Raw genomic sequence first — 18,629 nt, 5'->3', positions numbered from 1 at the left:
GGTTCAGCCAACAGAAGCGCCTCCCGACCGGGATCAGTTGCTAAATCGGTTCCGAAACTCATATGTACACGGGCACGCTCGGCCGGCGACCAACGAGAAGGTGCAAGAGCTGCCTAGCACGTGGGACGAACCCTTTAAGGATGACACATCCAATATCGAACAGACGCTTAGGTATATGCGGCTTGTCTCCCGAGCACTCGCTCGCGAGGATCACGAGGCGGATCGGGCGACCCATCGAGCCATTGCCGTCGCGCGCTTGGTCTTGCCGCCTCTTAGTATCTACCCATATATGAGCGTCGACGATGGTGATGTGGTCCTCTTCTGGCGGGCGAATGGCCGAACTGTTTATATCGCCGTCCCATCGTTCGGGAACATCTACGTTCGTATCGCCCAGAGCGACGGCGAGGTTACATGTGAGGGTAGCTTCGCCTCGCTCCCACGGCGCGAGCTGAAAATTGCGCTAGGGCAGGTGTATAAAGATACTGAGCGAATGAATCCCGGCTGGCGAGATTTGTTCCATGAACGAGCCTGATGAAGTCGGTTGGGTCTGGGATCACCCGAGTATTGCAGATGATGAGCTTATATATCATCGTGTTTCCCGCACTGACTCAAATCTGATCGCGCCAGATACCGCCACAAAGGAGCCCGGGCTCGCCCCAGGGGTATTCCGTTATCGAGACGGCGACGGCTGCTCCGTCTCGTTATGGTTCCTCGCTCTACGACACGGACTTGCCCTGGACGATCTGTACGACCGGGAGACTCATTTTCTGGCACAGTTCACGGCAGCATTGGCCCGGACCACGCATTCTGGTGTGATAGAAGACCCAGTGGAGGTTCAACTACCACGTGATCAGGCTCACGGGTCACTTCGGACAGAAGCACTAGTACGTAGCGAGCGAAAGCCTCAATGGCACGCGGTGACGGCAAGGTTGGTGACAGGCTCGGCTCTCGTGGGGGTATGAGTGTCTGAAGGCCCTCAGCCTGAGGCGTCGTCCTCATAGCAGCCGGTCGTTGGCTGAAGCGGAGTGGGTCAAGGGTCGCGTAGCGATCACGTAGTGACGCCGAAGGCGCCCTTGAGGCGTGGAGCGGAGGCCAGAGAATGGCCGCTATGAGGACGACGTCCCCCAACCGTGGGCTGCCGAAGCAGCTCGGCGAGCTGATGCCGGACGTGAAACGTGCCCGCCGGCTGACAGGGCCCGGAACGGCCGCCAGGCCGCACGCCCGGCCCGGAGGCCGGGCGGGCACGGCGCGCGCAGCGCGCGGCTTGATCCTCAATAGCTCAGTCCGGCAATGCACGGCGCGGACGTCGTGGCAAGGCATGGCAATGGCGTCAGTGACTCTGGTATCGGGCGATGAATGCGATGCCACGGACCGGGGACCAATGCTTGCGGCGGACCGTTGGTGGGTGACGCCGGCAGCGCCTCAGCAGGGCTGGACGATCGCGGGCGGACGCGCGCACCGACGTGGACCTGAAGCATCCGCGGGACCGTTCATTCCTAGATGAGCCGTTGGCGGTGTATTTGCGCTAGATTACGCGGTCTGAGGGGTGCAGAACTCTAGGAGCCATCTGTGACACTGCTAACCGTCTATCTGCGACGCGTACTCTCGCATTACGAGCTGGTGATTGCCTCCGACAGTCGATTGAGTGGTGGTCAGGCGTTGGATCACGCACAGAAGGTCTTTCAACTTGGCCGATCGGATGCATTGATAGCGTTCGCCGGCGACACTCAATGGGCGTACCCACTTTTGATGCAGATGCAGAGGGCTATTGAGAACTACCCGTTTAGCTCCAGTCGCCGCCTTCCGCTTTCCAAGTTAAAGGGTCACACGTTGCGTGTTTTTCAACAAACCTATGACGCCATCCACTCCTTGCCAGTGGGTCAGCGCCACCCAGATAAGCCTGACAACTACTTCTTGCTCGGGGGTTATGATTGGCAAGACGATAAATTCAAGGCGTGGAGGCTGGCGTTCGACGCGGGGAATCGACGCTTCATCTTCCGTCGACTGCTGGGCGCCAACGAATCGAAATTCTTCTTCTCCGGAGACAATAAGCAAGCGGTCGTGGACGCCATTAGGCGAACAAGGCTGCTACTTCGAGAGCGTGATCGCGATGGCAATAATATCGACATGGAGCCATTCGAGATCCTGTGCGAGATCACAGGGGATGAGCGCTATCCAGGTATCGGCGGGGTCCCTCAGATTGGGAAAGTATATAAACACTTGAATACACAGCTTTTCCAGTTGATGTGGAGTTGCAATGGCGTATCAACTCCGCACTTCGCTGGCCGACCCTTGCAGCAAGGAGAGAGGAACAGCCTACCTATATTCGATCCCGCGAAGGGATTCTACTCGGTGCGGGAGATGACCGCACTAGAGGACTAACACGTGGGGGTATCCATGGGGCTGCCAAAGCACTGGCCGAGAGTCGCCGGAGGTGCGCTGAACGAGTCTGGCCAGGCGTGGGTCTATGAGGTCTCAAGGCGTGGGGATGCCGGACGTAGCTACGCGCTGAAGCGCCTCAAGAACCCCGCCCGGCGCGAGCGCTTCAGACGTGAAGTCGAGACGATGGCTAGGCTCGCGGATCACGCCTTGCCTGTGCCGCCCATAGTCGATCAAGACCTGGCGATCGAGCGGCCGTGGTTTGTGATGCCGTGGTACATGGAGGGTTCGTTGCAGAAATTCGTCGGGCCGGAAGCCGAAGCGCTGGGTGTAAAAGATGGCATCGACCTCGTCCGCGATGTGGCCGCGGCCCTTCGTGCCTTGCACGAGCGAGGCTACGCGCATCGTGACGTAAAGCCATCGAATATTCTACTTGACGGTCGCAAGCCGCTCTTGGCGGACTTTGGGCTTTGCCTGAGCATCGAGGAGAGCGTTCGGTTAACAGCGACCGCCGAGGCGATTGGTTCACGGCTTTACATAGCACCCGAGAACGAATCGGGAATCGCTGATGGGATTGATCAGCGACCTGCTGACTTCTATGCATGGGCGAAGCTCGCCTGGGCGATTCTCGCGGCCACGAATCCACCGGCTCGTGAGGCGCAGATTGATCGGCGATATCGGATCGAGAGCGTGACTGGAGTGCCCCTGTTAGTGGGCTTAAACGAGCTATTCGCGCGGCTGTTAGATACCGATCCTCGCGCTCGGCTCGCCGATTGGGCCGTCGTTCTGCATGAGCTGGATACTATTTCCGAAATACTTTCTGGAGCCTCGGACCTGCCAGCACATCAGGATCGACAGGACCTTGCCGAAGCTTTGGCCGTGGCCTCACGCTTAGCTGAGCGCCGCAGCGCAGATGCTCGGCGTGCCGAAGCGGATCGAACGAGGAGACTGCGGGCGCGCGTCGATGATATCGGAACCATGATGCACCGCAGTCTAGATGAGCTCCTGCACGGCGATTTGATGCGCCTCAGCGAGGCAAGTGGCGGTGAGCTTGGTATCGACGTTTCTAGCGCTGGGTCCCCAATGTCGCAACTAATCGACTCGGGTGACGTCGACTTCTTGCAAGATCGGAAGATTGAGCCGTTCAGTCTGGCGGCTAATTCGCCCGCTCTTGTGGCGATAGCTTGGCGGAGTGGGCCTGGATCACACCTAGACTCGCATGTCTATCTCGGAATCTATCTTATTGTTGATGGCGATCGAGTTTCTTTCGTGAGACTGCCTGTGATCTATGGTCGTGGAGAGCAGGCGATTCGGGTCCGGGAGTTGATCCCGGGGACGATTGCTGAAGATGGGCCGTACCCCTGGGAGCTCGCTAGCGCTGAGGCCGCGGCCCTGGCCTTCACGCAAGCGACCGCCGTTGTGGGGCGCCGGTTGGTTACGCGGTTTATGGAATTTGTAGATGCGGACTCTGATCCGTTTGACCTTGATCACTGGTAGGCCGAATAAGCTCTGCGGCGCATGTAACTAGGTCACTAAGCGGGAGTCGAATCCTAGGCGAATTAGGTGCTCGTACGCGCGCTGGATCGATGCGGGTATGGGCTGCGGAAGGGCGTAGCCGCGCTCGGCATAGAGGGTGATGCGTTGGGTGTCGCCGACGAGCATGTCGATGACGCGGCTGTCGTCGGCGATGGTGTCGAGGTAGTCGCGGAAGGTCTGCGGCTTCGATGAGCAGTTGACGTCGACTTCGGGCCACTGCTTGCGGCAGGTGGCGTAGGCGCGGCGCTGTTGGTAGGGCCGGCTGATGAGAGTGACGGCCTGTGGTCTGATGCCGTGCTCGGTGAGCAGCTGTCGGGTGAAGGTGATGTTCTCGGCGGTGTTGGTGGCGCTTGGCTCGACCAGGATCGCGTCTGCCGGCACGCCGAGTTCGACGGCTCGCCGGGCATAGTGGACTGCTTCGCCGTCCGGGAAGATATCGACGGTGGTCGGTGCGTTGGCGCCGGTGAACACGATCAGCGGGAACATGCCGCGGTGGTAGAGGTCCGCGGTGTGGTCGGCGACGCCGAGGTCATGGCTGCCGAGGCCGATGCCGACGTCGGTGGTGCGCAACTCGTGGTGGAGCTGGTGGTAGTCCCACAGGATCTGCGCGTCCTCCATGACGTCGTCGGGGAGTCCCGGTCGTTCAGCGCTCATGGCTGTCAGCTGCTCACCTAGTCGGGCACCTTGAACTTGTAACTCCAGGAGAACCGCGAGGCTGAGTGCACGCCGCGGGCGAACTCGACCACCTTGCCAGACTCGGTGGTAGTGACTCGCTGAAGAATCATGACTGGCTCGCCGGCCGGCAGCTCCAGCGTCTCGCGCTCGTCGGGTGTGGGCATGCGTGCGTAGAAGGTCTCCGCGATCTCGTGCGGCTCCAGGCCCTGCATTGTGAGCACTGCGTACCCGCCTCCCCGGCCAGCGGGTCCAGGCGTCGGGTCGACGATGGGCGTTCCCTCGACGTCCTCGGGGCGGTAGTAGCTGGTGAGGGTGTGCGTCGGTGTCCCCTCGTCCTTCACGAGCCGGGCGCGCTCGTAGACGGTCGAACCGACCGGCACCGAGAGGGCGGACGCGATCTCCTGGTCGGCCGGCACCTGCTGAACGGTCTGCGTCTGGTCGGTCCACTTCCACGGCCGGCCGGAAGCCTCACGGTCGGCGGCGAAGGCGACGAGGTCACCGAACTTCCACTTGCTCTTGGCGTACCGCGCAGCGCCGAGCCGCTGCATCGGCGGCCGGATGCGAACGACGGTGCCGCGTCGCCGGACCGGAGTCACCAGCCCTTCCGCTGCCAGCAGCGAGACGGCGTTGCGTACCGTCTTCACGTTCACGTCGTGCTCGGTCGCCAGCTCGTCTTGTTTGGGCAGCGTGGAGCCCTCGGGGTAGTCCCCGCGCAAGATCGCGGCTCGGAGCACATCGGCCAGCTCGCGGTAGCCGGTGGCCATGGCGTTCACCTCCTGAGCGGATAACGGTACCTCTACTCATCGTCTGCACGACAGTCGGGCTATAGAGCCAGCTCTATTGACATGTGTCGCAACGAACTGTTCTATAGAGGTACCTCTATTAGTCAAGGGTGGTCCCGTCCGCCCAGCAAGCGAGCAAGGAGCATGGCATGGCACTACAGCGAGGCCACCGGTTCCCGGTGGAGTTCGTCGAGGCGTTTCCGCGGGGTCTGGTGCTGATCGGTGAGATCGAACCGGATCTGGAGTACGTGTCTCAGGAGGACCGGGCACGCGGCCGTGAGGCGCGGCAGCTGGTCGACGAGATCACGAAGCAGCGGCAGTGGCGCGGTACCGTGACCGATCCGGATGAGCAGAAGGCGAAGCGGGCGTCGTTCGACGTCATCTTCACCGCCGAGGTCCAGCCGGCGCCGCTGCCGGATGAGGTGTTGCCGGGGATGCGGCCGGTGGAGCTGGTCGGGTTGACGGCGTCGCCGAAGGTGATGGGTCAGGGCGAGTTCAAGTTCCTCGGGTACGAGTACCGTGCCAGCGGCGTCAAGCACCCCGGCACCGGTGACACCACTCGCCCGGTCGGACGACCCGACGGGACGGCGCAGGACGCGGCCAAGGCCAGCGAGAAGAAGGCCGGCTGACCCATGGCCGACATGACAGCGAAGGCGCCCTCGGACCTGTGGCGAGCGGCGGACTGGCTCGCGGGCCGGCATCCGTGGGTGCGGCAACTGGTCGAGCGGATCACCGGCCCGCTCATCCTGCGTGAGGACTGGCTCGACGTCGTCACCCGGGCGGTCAACGAGAGCGACGCTGACGGAGTGGCGTGGGTGGAGTACGAGCGCCGTCACCCGGCGCCATCGGATGAGGTGGCGTTCTACCGGTGGCAGGACGCCGGCCCGCAGTCGACCCCGATCGCGCACGCGTTCGGCGTCATGTCCAGCGGGGAGAAGAACCTCGTTCGCCTGGTCGCCACGCTCGGTGGCCGGGTGGCCTGGTCCCCGATGGACGTGTCGTTCGACCAGCGCGGCGCCGCGGTCCTGGCGGACTGGCTGGCGATCGTGCACGCCCAGCTACCCGCGTGGGTCTACCCGGTCGCTAGTGACGACGCGCTGGTGATCCAGCTCGCCGCAGTGAGCGACGCGATCAACGGCGAGGTTGCTGCCGTCTCGCGATGAGTCCCCACCGGGGACGGGTCAAGGCCTAGGAAACCGCCCGTCCCCGGTGGCCCCAATCAACACCCCCGAATGGAGGGGATTGGTGTGTCCCAACCTACCTCGTGGAAGCTCCCGCTCGCCGTCTACGCGCTCGTCGCGGTCCTGCTGCTGATCGTCGCCCCGTGGGTGGTCGCCTCCGTCGACGCCGAGATGGACCGCACGTTCGAGCCCGAGACGCCCGCCGTCGACCGGTGTGGTGACCGGACATGAACGGCGACGCGGTTCTGTTCGGCGTGCTCCCGTTCGACGTCACTGCGGCGGCGTACTCCTTTCCCTGCCCGGTCTGCGGACGAACCCGCGCTCACCAGCCCGAGACGCCGTGCGACGGCTGCAAGAAGGCCACCCGCCGGCCCACGCGCACAGCTCCGCGTTGGCGAACCAAGGCCACACCGTGATCACGGCTCTCGTGGACTGCTCACGCTGCCCACGCCTCGTCACGGCGGCCGAGGCCTGGTTCTACCCCGCCACCGGTGAACGGCTGTGCCCCGGCTGCCACGCCGCCGCGCACGCCCGCCACATGGCGCTCACGACATCTGCTCCCGAGGTGACCCCGATGCCACGAACCAACCCGACCACGCGTGGTCGAGGCGGCCAGACCCAGGACTGGTGGGCGCGATGACCTGGCTCCTGAAAGCCGTGACCGGCGTGTGGCTGCTCCAGCTGGCCTGGCGGTTCAAACGCGCCCTGGCCGTCTCCGCGGTGGCGGTGTTCGCGATCGCCGCGTACGGCTGGGCCGGCCTCGTGCTCCTGGTGGTCGGTCCGCCGCTGCTCGCGCTGCTGTGGCGGTGGGTACACCCGTGGTCGTACTGGCGGTTCGTCGGCTGGCTGGTCGCCCGGCACCGTCTCCGCACGACCTACGGGCTGCGCTGGGCCGAGGTCATGCAGTCCTGCGGCCTGCACCGCCCGATCCCGGGCCGCCCCGGCGAGTTCACGACACCGCGGCTCGTGCGGGTGACCGATAGCCCGGTCGGTGACGTCCTGCACGTGCGGCTGCTCACCGGTCAGGAACCAGGCGACTTCGAACGCCAGGCCGCCGAACTCGCCCACGCGCTCGGTGCTCCAGCGGTGCGGGTGACCTCGGCCGGCCCCGGCCTGGTCGAACTGACCCTGGTCGAACGCGACGTGCTCGCCGATGCGGTCGAGCTGCACGACGTCGAGGCCGTGACTGATCTACGGGCGGTGCGGTTCGCGGTCGGTGAGGACGGGTCATGGCGGACCCGTGACTACGCGAACATCGCCGCCGAGGTCGGCGGTGGCGTCCCCGGCTCGGGGAAGACCGCCGGCGAAACGAGCCTGGCGTGCGGGCTGATCCAGAACCCGGCCGTGCAGTACGTCGTCATCGACGGCAAGGGCGGCGAGGACTGGTCCTGGATCGCTCCCAGGGCCGCCGCCTACACGAACGAGGACGAAGACCTGGACGTCGTGCTCGAGCTGGTCGAGTCCGTGCACCGGCTGATGCGGGCGCGGTTGAAGACGCAGAAGACCCAGCGCGGCCGGGCGAACTTCTGGGATCTCCCGCTGGACCCGGCCCACCCGGCCGTGTTCCTAGTCGTCGACGAGGTGCAGACGTTCACCGACCAGAAGGGCATGGACAAGGACACCAAGGCGGTCGCGGCCACGATCACGGCCCGGTTGTCGGCGCTGGTGAAGAAGGGCCGCTCTGCCGGAGTCATCACCCGCCTGCTGACGCAGAAGCCGACCAGCGATGCCATCCCCACGGCGATCCGCGACAACGCGTCCGTGCGGACCGCGTGGCGGGTGCTGTCCGACGACGCCGCCGAAGCGATCCTCGGACCCGTCGTCCGCGGCTCCGCGGTGACCCCGGTCGACATCCCGGTCTCGATGCCCGGCGTCGCCGTGGTCGCCGACGCTGGCGGGCAGCTCGAACGAGTCCGCTTCCCCTACGTCGACGAGCACACCGCCGAACAGATCGCCACCCGCACCGCCGAGCTGCGCCGCGACCTGGCCGACCTCACCGGCCCCGTGCCTGCCGAGGACGCAACGGCGGATGAGTCGGCGAGTGAGCAGGAGGCCACGGCATGACGGCCCTGCCAGGCGACGCGACGATGCGTGAGCTCGCTGCCACCGAACGGGTGTGCGTGCGGCCGATCCTGCAACGCGTCACCGACACCCTCACCGGCACGGTCCGGACCGTCGTCCTGCCCTGCGGCGCCACGCGCGCGAAGGTCTGCCCGTCCTGCGCTGATGCGGCGCGCCGGCTGCGGGTTCAGCAGTGCCGCGAGGGCTGGCACCTCGCCGAGGACCCACCCAAGCCCGAACCCGATCCCGACGTCGCAGGAGACGACGGCGACGACCAGGCCGACGAGGACGCCGACGAGACAGGTCGTCGAGTCCGGTCGACACGGCGGCGGCAGGATGCCCCGGACCTTCCGCGGCTCTCGGTGTCGGACCGCACTACCGGCCGAGTGTTCACCGCGCGGGACGGGAAGACGTACCGGCCGTCGATGTTCGTCACCCTCACTCTGCCGTCCTACGGACGCGTCACCAGCGAGGGTGTCCCGGTCGACCCGCGCTCGTATGACTACCGGCGGGCGGCGCTGGATGCGATGCACTTCCCGAAGCTGGTGGACCGGTTCTGGCAGAACCTCCGACGTGCCACCGGCTACTCGGTGCAGTACTTCGCCACCGTCGAACCCCAACGACGCCTCGCACCGCACCTGCACGCCGCGATCCGGGGAGCGGTTCCGCGCAAGCTGCTCCGTCAGGTGGTGGCGGCGACGTATCACCAGGTGTGGTGGCCGCAGCTCGACGAGCCCGCCTATACCGACCCGGAGACGCTGCCGGTGTGGGACGAACTCACTGAGGCCTACGCCGACCCCGTGACCGGTGCCGTGCTGCCGTTCTGGGATGAGGCCTTGGACGGCATCGACGACGATCCGGACGCCCGGCCGGCGCACGTGATCCGCGCTGGTTCCCAGGTCGACATCCAAGGTGTCATCGCCGGGACACCGCTCGCGGATCGGGTCATCGGCTATCTGACGAAGTACCTGACCAAGTCGATCACCGACTCGCTCCACGACGACGGCGACGGCGATGGCGAGGCACCCGCGTCGGCGGCGAGGCGTGCACACATCGACCGGATCGCCGAAGAGGTCCGGTGGCTGCCGTGCTCGCCGACGTGCGCGAACTGGCTCCGCTACGGCATCCAACCCAAGGACCCTCGCGCAGGCCTGGAACCCGGTCGCTGCTCCTCGAAGGCGCACGACCGGGACCACCTCGGGCTCGGCGGCCGCCGCGTCCTCGTCAGCCGACGGTGGACCGGGAAGACCCTCGACGAGCACCGGGCCGACCGTGCCGCCGTCGTTCGTGCGGTCCTGGCCGAAGCCGGTGTCGAGATGGACGACCACGACGAGCTTTCGGCAACTGCCGCGGGGCCCGACGGACTGCCCCGCTTCGTCTGGACGACGACCAAGCCGGGCGACCTCGACGCACCGACCTATGCCCGGCTCATCGCGCACGCCATCGCCCAGAAACATCGCTGGCGAGCCCAGTACGAGGACGCCAAGACCCGCGCCGGCCCAATCGCGCTCGGTCTTTCGGCAACTGCAAGACCTGCCGCTGCCCCGGCGGCGTGACATGGAAGGAACAGCCCGCATGAACGACGACGAGACGCTGATCGAACTCCAATCGGCTGGTGACGTCCTGACCATCGAGGAAGCCGCTCGGTACCTGCGCATCGGTCGGACCACGATGTACGCACTGGTCATGGGTGGACAGATTCGGTCCATCAAGATCGGCTACCTTCGCCGCGTGCCGGTGGAGTGCCTGCGCGAATACGTCGCCGACCAGCTGCGCCAGGCCCAAGCCACGGGACAGGTGGCGTGATGGCCACCCGCAGACCCAACGGCGCATCGAGCATCTACCTTGGCAAGGACGGCGACTGGCACGGCCGCGTCACCGTCGGCATCAAGGACGACGGCTCCCCGGACCGCCGGCACGTGCGAGGCAAGACCGAAGCCGAGGTCATCGCCAAGGTCCGCAAGCTCGAACGGGACCGCGACGCCGGAGCCATGCGCAAGGCCGGCCATCGATGGACCGTCGAGACCTGGCTTACACACTGGATCGAGAACATCGCCGTCCCGCCGGCAATCAGTGAGTACACGCACGACGGGTATCGCCGGGACATCAAGGTTCACCTGGTGCCTGGCGTTGGGAAGCATCGCCTCGAACGTCTGGCGCCCGAGCACCTGGAGAAGCTGTACGCGGTGATGCAGAAGGAGAAGGGTCGTAGTGCGGGAACGGCTCACCACGTGCACCGCACGATCCGGGCCGCGCTGAACGAGGCCGTGCGACGCAAGTACCTGACGTCGAATCCAGCCACGCAGGCGAAGGCTCCGAACGTCGAGGAGATCGAGGTCGAGCCGTACGACGTCGACGAGGTGAAGCGTCTGCTGAAGGTGGCCGGTGAGCGCCGGAACAGCGCTCGATGGGCGATCGCGCTGGCTCTTGGCCTGCGTCAGGGTGAGGCGCTGGGGTTGAAGTGGTCGCACCTCGACCTGAAGACCGGAACGCTACGTGTCCGCCGTAGTCGGCTGCGGCCGAAGTTCGCTCACGGCTGCGACGGAACCTGCGGGCGGCAGAAGGCCGGCGACTGCCCGCAGCGGATCCAGGTGAACGCCGACACGAAGGACACGAAGTCCCGTGCCGGCCGCCGCGTCGTCGGACTACCGACCCAGCTCGTGGCGCTGCTCGAAACGCACCGGAAGGAGCAGGACGCCGAGCGGGCCGCCGCCGGTGACGGCTGGAAGGACGAGGGCTGGGTGTTCGCGAAGCTAAACGGGACAGCGCTGGCACCGGGGACGGACTACCACGAGTGGAAGCGGCTCTTGAAGTCTGCCGGCGTCCGTGACGGTCGGCTGCACGATGCCCGGCATACGGCGTCGACCGTGTTGCTGATCCTCGGCGTGCCTGAGCGGACGGTCATGTCCATCATGGGATGGTCGTCGACAGCGATGGCGGCTCGATATCAGCACGTCACCGACCCGATCCGACGAGCGGTCGCGGACCAGGTCGACGGGCTGCTGTGGGCCGACCAGGACGACGACCAGAAGCCTGACGACGAGGGCAAATGAGACCGGAACTGAGACCACAGACACCTCGGAGCCGTTCCTTGAGGAAGCGGCCCCGGACGTCGGTGCTGGTGAGAGTGGCGGAGGATAGGGGATTCGAACCCCTGAGGGATTGCTCCCAACACGCTTTCCAAGCGTGCGCCCTAGGCCACTAGGCGAATCCTCCGTCGGAGAGGGTATCGGACAAGGACGGTCCGCCTGAAATCGGCGGCGCGATGTGAGGTCCTGCCGCCGACCACGTACACTGGCAGCCGACCCCTCGCGTGGCGGCACCCCGCCTAACTCCCCCAGGGCCGGAAGGCAGCAAGGGTAAGTGGGCTCTACCGGGTGCGCGAGGGGTCCCTTCATGCCCCGGACAGGCGATCTGCGTCCAAGGTGGGTATCTGTCGGTAGGGGCGACTAGGGTTCGCAAGGTGTCGTCGCTCGCTCTGTATCGCACCTATCGGCCAGGCCGGTTCGCTGACGTGGTGGGGCAGGAGCATGTCACCGTCCCGCTGATGCGAGCGCTGGCCAACGACCGCGTCCACCACGCCTACCTGTTCTCCGGTCCGCGCGGCTGCGGCAAGACGTCGTCGGCGCGCATTCTGGCGCGGTCGCTGAACTGCGAGAAGGGCCCGACGGACGAACCGTGCGGGCAGTGCCAGTCGTGTCTGGACCTGGCGCCGAACGGGCCGGGCAACATCGACGTCGTCGAGCTGGACGCCGCCACGCACGGGCTGGTCGACGACGCGCGTGACCTGCGCGAGAAGGCACACTTCGCACCGGTGGCGTCGCGGTTCAAGATCTACATCATCGACGAGGCGCACCAGCTCGGGCCGGGCGCGGCGAACGCGCTGCTCAAGCTGATCGAAGAGCCGCCGGCACACCTCAAGTTCATCTTCGCCACCACCGCGCCCGACAAGATCATCGGGACCATCCGGTCACGCACGCACCACTACCCGTTCCGGCTCATCCCGACGAAGACCCTGCAGCAGAACCTCGGCTGGATCTGCGAGCAGGAGGGCGTGCCCATCGAGCCGGCCGCGCTGGCGCTGGTCGCCCGCGCCGGCGCCGGGTCGGCGCGCGACGCGCAGTCGATCCTCGGCCAGCTCATGGCCGGCGCCGGCGACGACGGCGTGACCTACGAGCTCGCGGTGGCGCTGCTGGGGTTCACCGACGCCGCCATGCTCGACCAGGTCGTCGAGGCCGTCTCCGCCGGCGACGGGCGATCCGTCTTCGCCGCGGTCGACCAGGTCATGGACGCCGGGCACGACCCTCGCCGATTCCTCACCGACCTGCTCGAGCGGTTCCGCGACCTCATCGTCCTGCGGGCAGCACCCGACGCCGTCGCCGAGGGGCTGCTGGACCTGCCGCCCGAGCAGGCCGAACGCATGGCCATCCAGGCCGCCCAGCTGGGCCCGTCCGACCTCGTCCGGCTCGCCGCGGTGGTCGACGAGGGCATCACCGCCATGAAGGGCGCCACCCCGACACGGCTGCAGCTCGAGCTGGTGTGCGCGCGGCTGCTGCTGCCCGGCGCCGACGACACCGTGTCCGGAGTGCAGGCTCGCCTCGACCGCGTCGAGCGACGGCTCACGGGCGGCGAGCCGCTCCCGCCCGCTGCCGCGCCGGCCATGGCGCCGGTCGCCGAGACGGTGGAAGGCATGTCCAAGCGGGCGGCCGCGTTCGCGCGGGCCAACCCGGCGGCCGATTCAGCGCCGACGGAGTCAGCGGCGGCTCCGCTTGCCGCAGCCCCGCCGACGGCGCCCGAGGCCGGCCCGGCGCCGGCCGAGCCACCGCAGATGGCAGCGCCGAGTGCGCCGCCGCCGGCAGAGCCGCCCGCCCACGCGCCGGCGGCCGAGGCCGTCAGCGACCCGGAACTGGCGTTCGAGCCGATCACAGAGCAGGCGCCCGCGCCGCCCGCGGCCGAACCATCCGCGCCCGCCGAGGCGGCCGCACCAGAGCCGTCCGCACCCGAGCCCGAGCCGGCCCCGTCCGCTCCGCTGCCCGTCGAGGCGCCGCCGGCGCGGCCCGCCGCCCCACCGGCTGCCACGCCGCAGCCGTTCGCGGCGGCCGGAGCGTCCGGCGGGGTCGCCGACCTGCGCCGCATGTGGCCGGAGGTGCTGGTCCGGCTCAAGGAGATCAAGCGCACGCCGTGGAGCCTGATCTCGCAGGAGTCCGTCGTCTCCGACGTGTCCGACGGCGTGCTGACGCTCGCCTTCCGGCAGCCGACGCTGCGCGACACGTTCGCCCGGCGCGCCGACTTCCAGGAATGCCTGCAGCAGGCCATCAAGGACGTCCTGCTGCTGGACCTGCGCATCGACGCCATCGTCGACCCGTCCGCCGACCCGGCCGCGCAGAACCGCGCCGCCGCCGCACCGTCGGCGCCGGCCGCGCCGCCGCGGCCCGCAGCGCCCGCCGCGCGCGCCGAACCGCAACCTAGCCCGCAGACCGACGACCCCCAAGGGCCCAGCGGCCCGGCCGACCAGGGCCCCGACGCGTCACCGCCCGGCCGAGCGGCCGCCGCCAAACAGGCCGCCCGACGGGTCAAGGAGCAGAACGGCGGCGCGGCCGCCGGCGCCGCGGGCGCCAACACCACCGGGGGCGCCGCCGGCGCCCCACCAGCGCACCGCGCCACCGACGACGACGCCGACCCCGAGGACGACGCCGACCTGGCCGACGACGGCGTGTCCGAGCGCGAGCTGCTCGAACGGACCCTCGGCGCCACAGTCATCGCGGAGATCGACCACGAGTGATCAGTTCGTCAACGCACCAGGTCAGATCGGCCCGGGTGCGTGACGTAGGCTCGCTGTGACCATGTGCCGTGACAAGACCCCGCGTGGGTGAGGAGGCAGCCGTGTTTCCGCCTGGTTCCGAAGGCTTCGACATGAGCCAGCTGCTGCAGCAGGCCCAGCGCATGCAAGAGCAGCTCCTCTCCGCCCAGCAGGACCTCTCCGAGGCCGAGGCCACGGGCAGCGCCGGCGGCGGGCTGGTCCGGGCCACCGTCACCGGGGCCGGGGAGCTCACCGACCTGCAGCTGGACCCGTCTGTCGTCGACCCCGACGACGTCGAGACGCTGGCCGACCTCATCATCGCCGCGGTCCGCGACGCGCACGCCGAGATCCAGCGGCGGGCCAACGAGCAGCTGGGCTCGATCAACGACGATGTCGCCGGCCTGCTCGGCGGTGCCGGCGGCGCGGCCAACCCGCTGGCCGGCCTCTTCGGCGGCGGCGCGCCCGGCACCCCTGGCGCACCGGACACCCCGACGGCCCCCGGCACCATCCGGGGCGAGATCGAGGGCGACGACCGCCCATCCGGCCAGGGCTAGCTGAGGTCGTCGTGTACGAAGGCGTCGTCCAGGACCTGATCGACGAGCTGGGGCGGTTACCCGGTGTCGGGCCGAAGAGCGCCCAGCGCATCGCGTTCCACCTGCTCGCCGCCGACGCCGACGACGTCCGCCGGCTGGTCTCCGCGCTCACCGAGGTCAAGGAGAAGGTGCGGTTCTGCACGGTGTGCGGCAACGTCGCGCAGCAGGAGCAGTGCCGCATCTGTCTCGACCCGCGCCGCGACCGGTCCGTGCTCTGCGTCGTCGAGGAGCCGAAGGACGTCGTCGCCATCGAGCGGACCCGCGAGTTCCGCGGCCGCTACCACGTGCTCGGCGGCGCGATCAGCCCCATCGAGGGCGTCGGGCCCGACGATCTGCGCGTGCGTGAGCTGATGACCAGGCTGGCCGACGACACCGTGCAAGAGATCATCCTGGCCACCGATCCGAACCTCGAAGGCGAGGCGACGGCGACATATCTGGCCCGGATGATCAAGCCGATGGGGTTGCGCGTCACGCGGCTGGCCAGTGGACTGCCTGTGGGCGGTGATCTCGAGTACGCCGACGAGGTCACTCTGGGCCGCGCATTCGAAGGACGGAGACTGCTGGATGTCTAGCGCTGTTGTACGACCTGCCGACGACCCTGCCACCGAGTACGGCGACTTCGCCGCGGAGATCGCCGACCAGATCGAGAGCTTCCTGCTGGCCGTCCGCGAGATCGCCCGTGGCGACGATCCCGGCAGCACTCTGTCGCTGCTGCTCCTCGAGGTCAGCCAGCTCTGCCTGGCCGGCGGCCGCCTCGGCGCCATCAGCGACGTCGTGCCGGACGAGCGGTTCGAGCCCGACGCGGGCCCCGACGCCGACGTCGACGAGCTGCGGCTGCGCATCGCCGCCCTGCTCGAGCCGGTCGACGGCTACGTCGAGGTGGTCGACCCGGTCGACCCCGAGCGCGGCGCCACCGGGTTCCGACTCTCCGACGACCTCGCCAGCATCGCCCAGGACCTGCTGCACGGGCTGTCGCACTACAAGGACGGCCGGGTCATCGAGGCGCTGTGGTGGTGGCAGTTCTCCTACCTGTCCTCATGGGGCGCGACGGCGGGCTCGGCGCTGCGCGCGCTGCACTCGTTGATCGCCCACACCCGCCTCGACCACCACGACGAACGCATCGAGGTCGCGCAGGAGACGCTGCTCCCGGTCGAGGCGGAACTCTAGGCCGAAATCTGAACAACCCGTCCCGCGATCCGGACGTCTCTGGGCAGGGCCAGCAGGTCGCCTAGACTGCCATGGGCACGTGCTGGCTGTGGGAGGAGTGTGCCGTGGGGTTGGTTGTTCAGAAGTACGGGGGTTCCTCCGTCGCTGACGCCGCGGCCATCAAGCGGGTGGCACAGCGCATCGTCGCCACCAAGAAGGAAGGCCACGAGGTCGTCGTGGTCGTCTCCGCCATGGGCGACACCACCGATGAGCTGCTCGATCTGGCCCAGCAGGTCTCGCCGCTGCCGCCGGGCCGCGAGCTCGACATGCTGCTCACGTCCGGTGAGCGCATGTCGATGGCGCTGCTGGCCATGGCCATCGGCGACCTCGGCCACGAGGCCCGGTCGTTCACCGGAAGTCAGGCCGGTGTCATCACCGACTCCGTGCACGGCCGCGCCCGCATCATCGACGTCACGCCCGGACGCATCCGCCAGGCGCTCGACGGCGGCGCCATCGCCATCGTGGCCGGCTTCCAGGGCGTCAGCCAGGACAGCAAGGACATCACGACGCTCGGCCGTGGCGGCTCGGACACCACGGCCGTCGCGCTGGCAGCGGCGCTGAACGCCGACGTGTGCGAGATCTACACCGACGTCGACGGCGTCTTCACCGCCGACCCTCGCATCGTGCCGGTCGCGCGCCGTGTTCCGCACATCTCCTATGAAGAGATGCTCGAGTTGGCCGCCTGCGGGTCGAAGATCCTGCACCTGCGCTGCGTCGAGTACGCGCGCCGCTACGGCATCCCGATTCACGTGCGATCCAGTTTCTCGACGCTCACCGGCACGTGGGTGTCCGAATCCCAGGGAAGCGAGCAGGCCGACATGGAGCAGCCGATCATCTCCGGCGTCGCGCACGACAGCAGCGAGGCGAAGATCACCGTCGTGGGCGTCCCCGACAAGGTCGGCGAGGCCGCCACGATCTTCAGCTCGGTCGCGGCCGCCGACGTCAACATCGACATGATCGTGCAGAACGTCTCTGCCGTCGACACCAACCGCACGGACATCTCGTTCACGCTGCCGGCCAGCGACGGACGCAAGGGCGTCGAGGCGCTGACGGCCATCCAGGCCACCGTCGGCTTCGAGTCGCTGCGCTACGACGACGGCATCGGCAAGGTGTCGCTGATCGGCGCCGGCATGCGCAGTCACCCGGGCGTCAGCGCGAAGTTCTTCAGCGCGCTGGCCGACGCCGGGGTCAACATCGAGATGATCTCGACGTCCGAGATCCGCATCTCGGTCGTGGTCCGCGCCGACGACATCGACGCCGCGGTCACCGCCATCCACCGGGCCTTCGACCTCGACGCCGATCAGGTCGAGGCGGTCGTCTACGGGGGGACCGGTCGATGAGCGACAAGCGTCCCACCCTCGCCGTCGTCGGGGCCACCGGCGCCGTCGGCACCGTCATGCGCGACATCCTCTCGACCCGCCAGAACGTCTGGGGCGAGATCCGCCTGGTCGCGTCGGCTCGTTCGGCCGGCCGCCGGCTCTCCGTCCGCGGCGAGGAGGTCGAGGTCCAGGAGCTGACCGCCGACGTCTTCGACGGCGTCGACGTCGCCATGTTCGACGTGCCCGACGAGGTGTCCGCCGAGTGGGCGCCGGTCGCCGCCGAGCGGGGCGCCATCGTCGTCGACAACTCCGGCACGTTCCGCATGGACCCCGACGTCCCGCTGGTGGTGCCCGAGGTCAACGCGCGGATGACCCGCAACCGGCCGCGCGGCATCATCGCGAACCCCAACTGCACGACGCTGTCGATGATCGTCGTGCTCGGCGCGCTGCACGCCCAGCTGGGGCTGACGGCGCTGCACGCCTCGTCGTACCAGGCCGCGTCCGGCGCGGGCCAGGCCGGCATCGACACCCTTCACGACCAGCTCAACAAGGTCGCCGGCAACCGCGAGCTGGGCACCCATCCGGGCGACGTCCGCCGGGTGGTCGGCTCCGACCTCGGGCCGTTCCCGGCGCCGCTCGCGCTGAACGTCGTCCCGTGGGCCGGTTCGCTGAAGAACGACGGCTGGAGCTCGGAGGAGCTGAAGATCCGCAACGAGTCGCGGAAGATCCTCGACCTCCCCGACCTCAAGGTCTCCGCCACCTGCGTCCGCGTGCCGGTCGTCACCACCCACTCGGTGACCATGCACGCGACGTTCGAGAACGAGGTCACCACCGAGCGGGCCTGGGAGATCCTGCGCGACGCCCCCGGCGTGGTGCTCTACGACGACCCGGCGCGCGGAGAGTTCCCGACCCCGGCCGACGTCGTGGGCACCGACCCCACCTGGGTCGGCCGCATCCGCCGCTCGCTCGACGACCCGCACTCGCTGGAGCTGTTCGTCTGCGGCGACAACCTCCGCAAGGGCGCGGCGCTCAACACCGCGCAGATCGCCGAGCTGCTGGCCGTGGAGCTGACCACCGCCTGACGACGGACGTGCGGG

Annotated in this window: 17 protein-coding genes, 1 tRNA gene and 1 other RNA gene; 16 read left to right on the top strand and 3 right to left on the bottom strand. The window is 67.9% G+C overall.

The genetic code is table 11. The annotated features are described in order from the left end of the window. The first annotated feature begins 1,569 nt into the window (after window positions 1-1,569). Both BLV05_RS35525 and BLV05_RS04095 read left to right on the top strand, forming a co-directional pair. Window positions 1,570-2,382 carry an Ntn hydrolase family protein gene (locus tag BLV05_RS35525; RefSeq protein WP_152690507.1) on the top strand — a complete coding sequence of 271 codons (813 nt, stop codon included), beginning with the start codon at window positions 1,570-1,572 and terminating at the stop codon, window positions 2,380-2,382. 3 nt (window positions 2,383-2,385) lie between these two features. Beyond that, entirely contained in the window at window positions 2,386-3,876 is a 1,491-nt protein-coding gene (locus tag BLV05_RS04095; RefSeq protein ID WP_082154846.1) for a protein kinase domain-containing protein, read from the top strand. Between the two features lie 27 nt (window positions 3,877-3,903). On the opposite strand, the gene BLV05_RS04090 is transcribed toward BLV05_RS04095, so the two are convergent. After that, complete coding sequence (locus BLV05_RS04090) at window positions 3,904-4,533, bottom strand: YdcF family protein (RefSeq protein ID WP_231948732.1); 630 nt, start codon at window positions 4,531-4,533, stop codon at window positions 3,904-3,906. A gap of 53 nt (window positions 4,534-4,586) precedes the next feature. After that, window positions 4,587-5,354, bottom strand: a complete 768-nt coding sequence (locus tag BLV05_RS04085; RefSeq protein ID WP_046766706.1) for a GntR family transcriptional regulator — start codon at window positions 5,352-5,354, stop codon at window positions 4,587-4,589. A 167-nt stretch (window positions 5,355-5,521) separates the two neighbouring features. Between BLV05_RS04085 and BLV05_RS04080 the strand changes: the two genes are divergently transcribed. The 7 genes from BLV05_RS04080 to BLV05_RS04055 all read left to right on the top strand — a co-directional run bounded on the left by BLV05_RS04080 (window position 5,522) and on the right by BLV05_RS04055 (window position 11,667). Next, complete coding sequence (locus BLV05_RS04080) at window positions 5,522-6,001, top strand: hypothetical protein (RefSeq protein WP_046766363.1); 480 nt, start codon at window positions 5,522-5,524, stop codon at window positions 5,999-6,001. 3 nt (window positions 6,002-6,004) lie between these two features. Next, a complete protein-coding gene (locus tag BLV05_RS04075) occupies window positions 6,005-6,535 on the top strand; it encodes a hypothetical protein (protein WP_046766364.1) in 531 nt (176 codons plus the stop codon). Between the two features lie 84 nt (window positions 6,536-6,619). Continuing rightward, on the top strand, window positions 6,620-6,784 hold the full coding sequence (locus BLV05_RS35520) for a hypothetical protein (RefSeq protein WP_157524188.1): 165 nt from the start codon (window positions 6,620-6,622) through the stop codon (window positions 6,782-6,784). 405 nt (window positions 6,785-7,189) lie between these two features. Continuing rightward, window positions 7,190-8,617, top strand: a complete 1,428-nt coding sequence (locus tag BLV05_RS04070) for a hypothetical protein (protein WP_152690508.1) — start codon at window positions 7,190-7,192, stop codon at window positions 8,615-8,617. Continuing rightward, entirely contained in the window at window positions 8,614-10,170 is a 1,557-nt protein-coding gene (locus BLV05_RS04065; RefSeq protein ID WP_046766366.1) for a replication initiator, read from the top strand. Before BLV05_RS04070 ends, BLV05_RS04065 begins: the two co-directional genes overlap by 4 nt. 19 nt (window positions 10,171-10,189) lie before the next feature. Then, entirely contained in the window at window positions 10,190-10,420 is a 231-nt protein-coding gene (locus BLV05_RS04060; protein WP_046766367.1) for a helix-turn-helix domain-containing protein, read from the top strand. Further along, on the top strand, window positions 10,420-11,667 hold the full coding sequence (locus BLV05_RS04055) for a tyrosine-type recombinase/integrase (protein ID WP_046766368.1): 1,248 nt from the start codon (window positions 10,420-10,422) through the stop codon (window positions 11,665-11,667). Before BLV05_RS04060 ends, BLV05_RS04055 begins: the two co-directional genes overlap by 1 nt. A 75-nt stretch (window positions 11,668-11,742) precedes the next feature. Here the strand turns inward: BLV05_RS04055 and BLV05_RS04050 are convergent. Beyond that, window positions 11,743-11,830, bottom strand: a tRNA-Ser gene (locus BLV05_RS04050). Between the two features lie 84 nt (window positions 11,831-11,914). Here BLV05_RS04050 and ffs point away from each other — a divergent pair. The 7 genes from ffs to BLV05_RS04015 all read left to right on the top strand — a co-directional run bounded on the left by ffs (window position 11,915) and on the right by BLV05_RS04015 (window position 18,614). Then, an RNA gene (gene ffs / locus BLV05_RS04045) (signal recognition particle sRNA small type) lies at window positions 11,915-12,011 on the top strand. A gap of 66 nt (window positions 12,012-12,077) precedes the next feature. Next, complete coding sequence (locus tag BLV05_RS04040) at window positions 12,078-14,396, top strand: DNA polymerase III subunit gamma and tau (RefSeq protein ID WP_046766369.1); 2,319 nt, start codon at window positions 12,078-12,080, stop codon at window positions 14,394-14,396. Between the two features lie 131 nt (window positions 14,397-14,527). Next, complete coding sequence (locus BLV05_RS04035) at window positions 14,528-14,968, top strand: YbaB/EbfC family nucleoid-associated protein (RefSeq protein WP_063932477.1); 441 nt, start codon at window positions 14,528-14,530, stop codon at window positions 14,966-14,968. 11 nt (window positions 14,969-14,979) lie between these two features. Next, window positions 14,980-15,579, top strand: coding sequence for a recombination mediator RecR (gene recR, locus BLV05_RS04030; protein WP_046766370.1), 600 nt, complete (start codon window positions 14,980-14,982; stop codon window positions 15,577-15,579). Continuing rightward, complete coding sequence (locus tag BLV05_RS04025) at window positions 15,572-16,174, top strand: DUF5063 domain-containing protein (protein WP_046766371.1); 603 nt, start codon at window positions 15,572-15,574, stop codon at window positions 16,172-16,174. Before recR ends, BLV05_RS04025 begins: the two co-directional genes overlap by 8 nt. A 104-nt stretch (window positions 16,175-16,278) precedes the next feature. Continuing rightward, window positions 16,279-17,553, top strand: coding sequence for an aspartate kinase (locus BLV05_RS04020; RefSeq protein ID WP_046766708.1), 1,275 nt, complete (start codon window positions 16,279-16,281; stop codon window positions 17,551-17,553). Further along, window positions 17,550-18,614: an aspartate-semialdehyde dehydrogenase gene (locus BLV05_RS04015; protein ID WP_046766372.1), complete on the top strand. Its 1,065-nt coding sequence runs from the start codon at window positions 17,550-17,552 to the stop codon at window positions 18,612-18,614. The genes BLV05_RS04020 and BLV05_RS04015 overlap by 4 nt, the downstream gene beginning before the upstream one ends. The last annotated feature ends 15 nt before the right edge of the window (window positions 18,615-18,629 follow it).

The organism is Jiangella alkaliphila, from assembly GCF_900105925.1.
Lineage (GTDB): Bacteria > Actinomycetota > Actinomycetes > Jiangellales > Jiangellaceae > Jiangella > Jiangella alkaliphila.
Note: the sequence above shows the minus strand (reverse complement) of the source record. Positions and strands in the feature narration are given on the sequence as shown.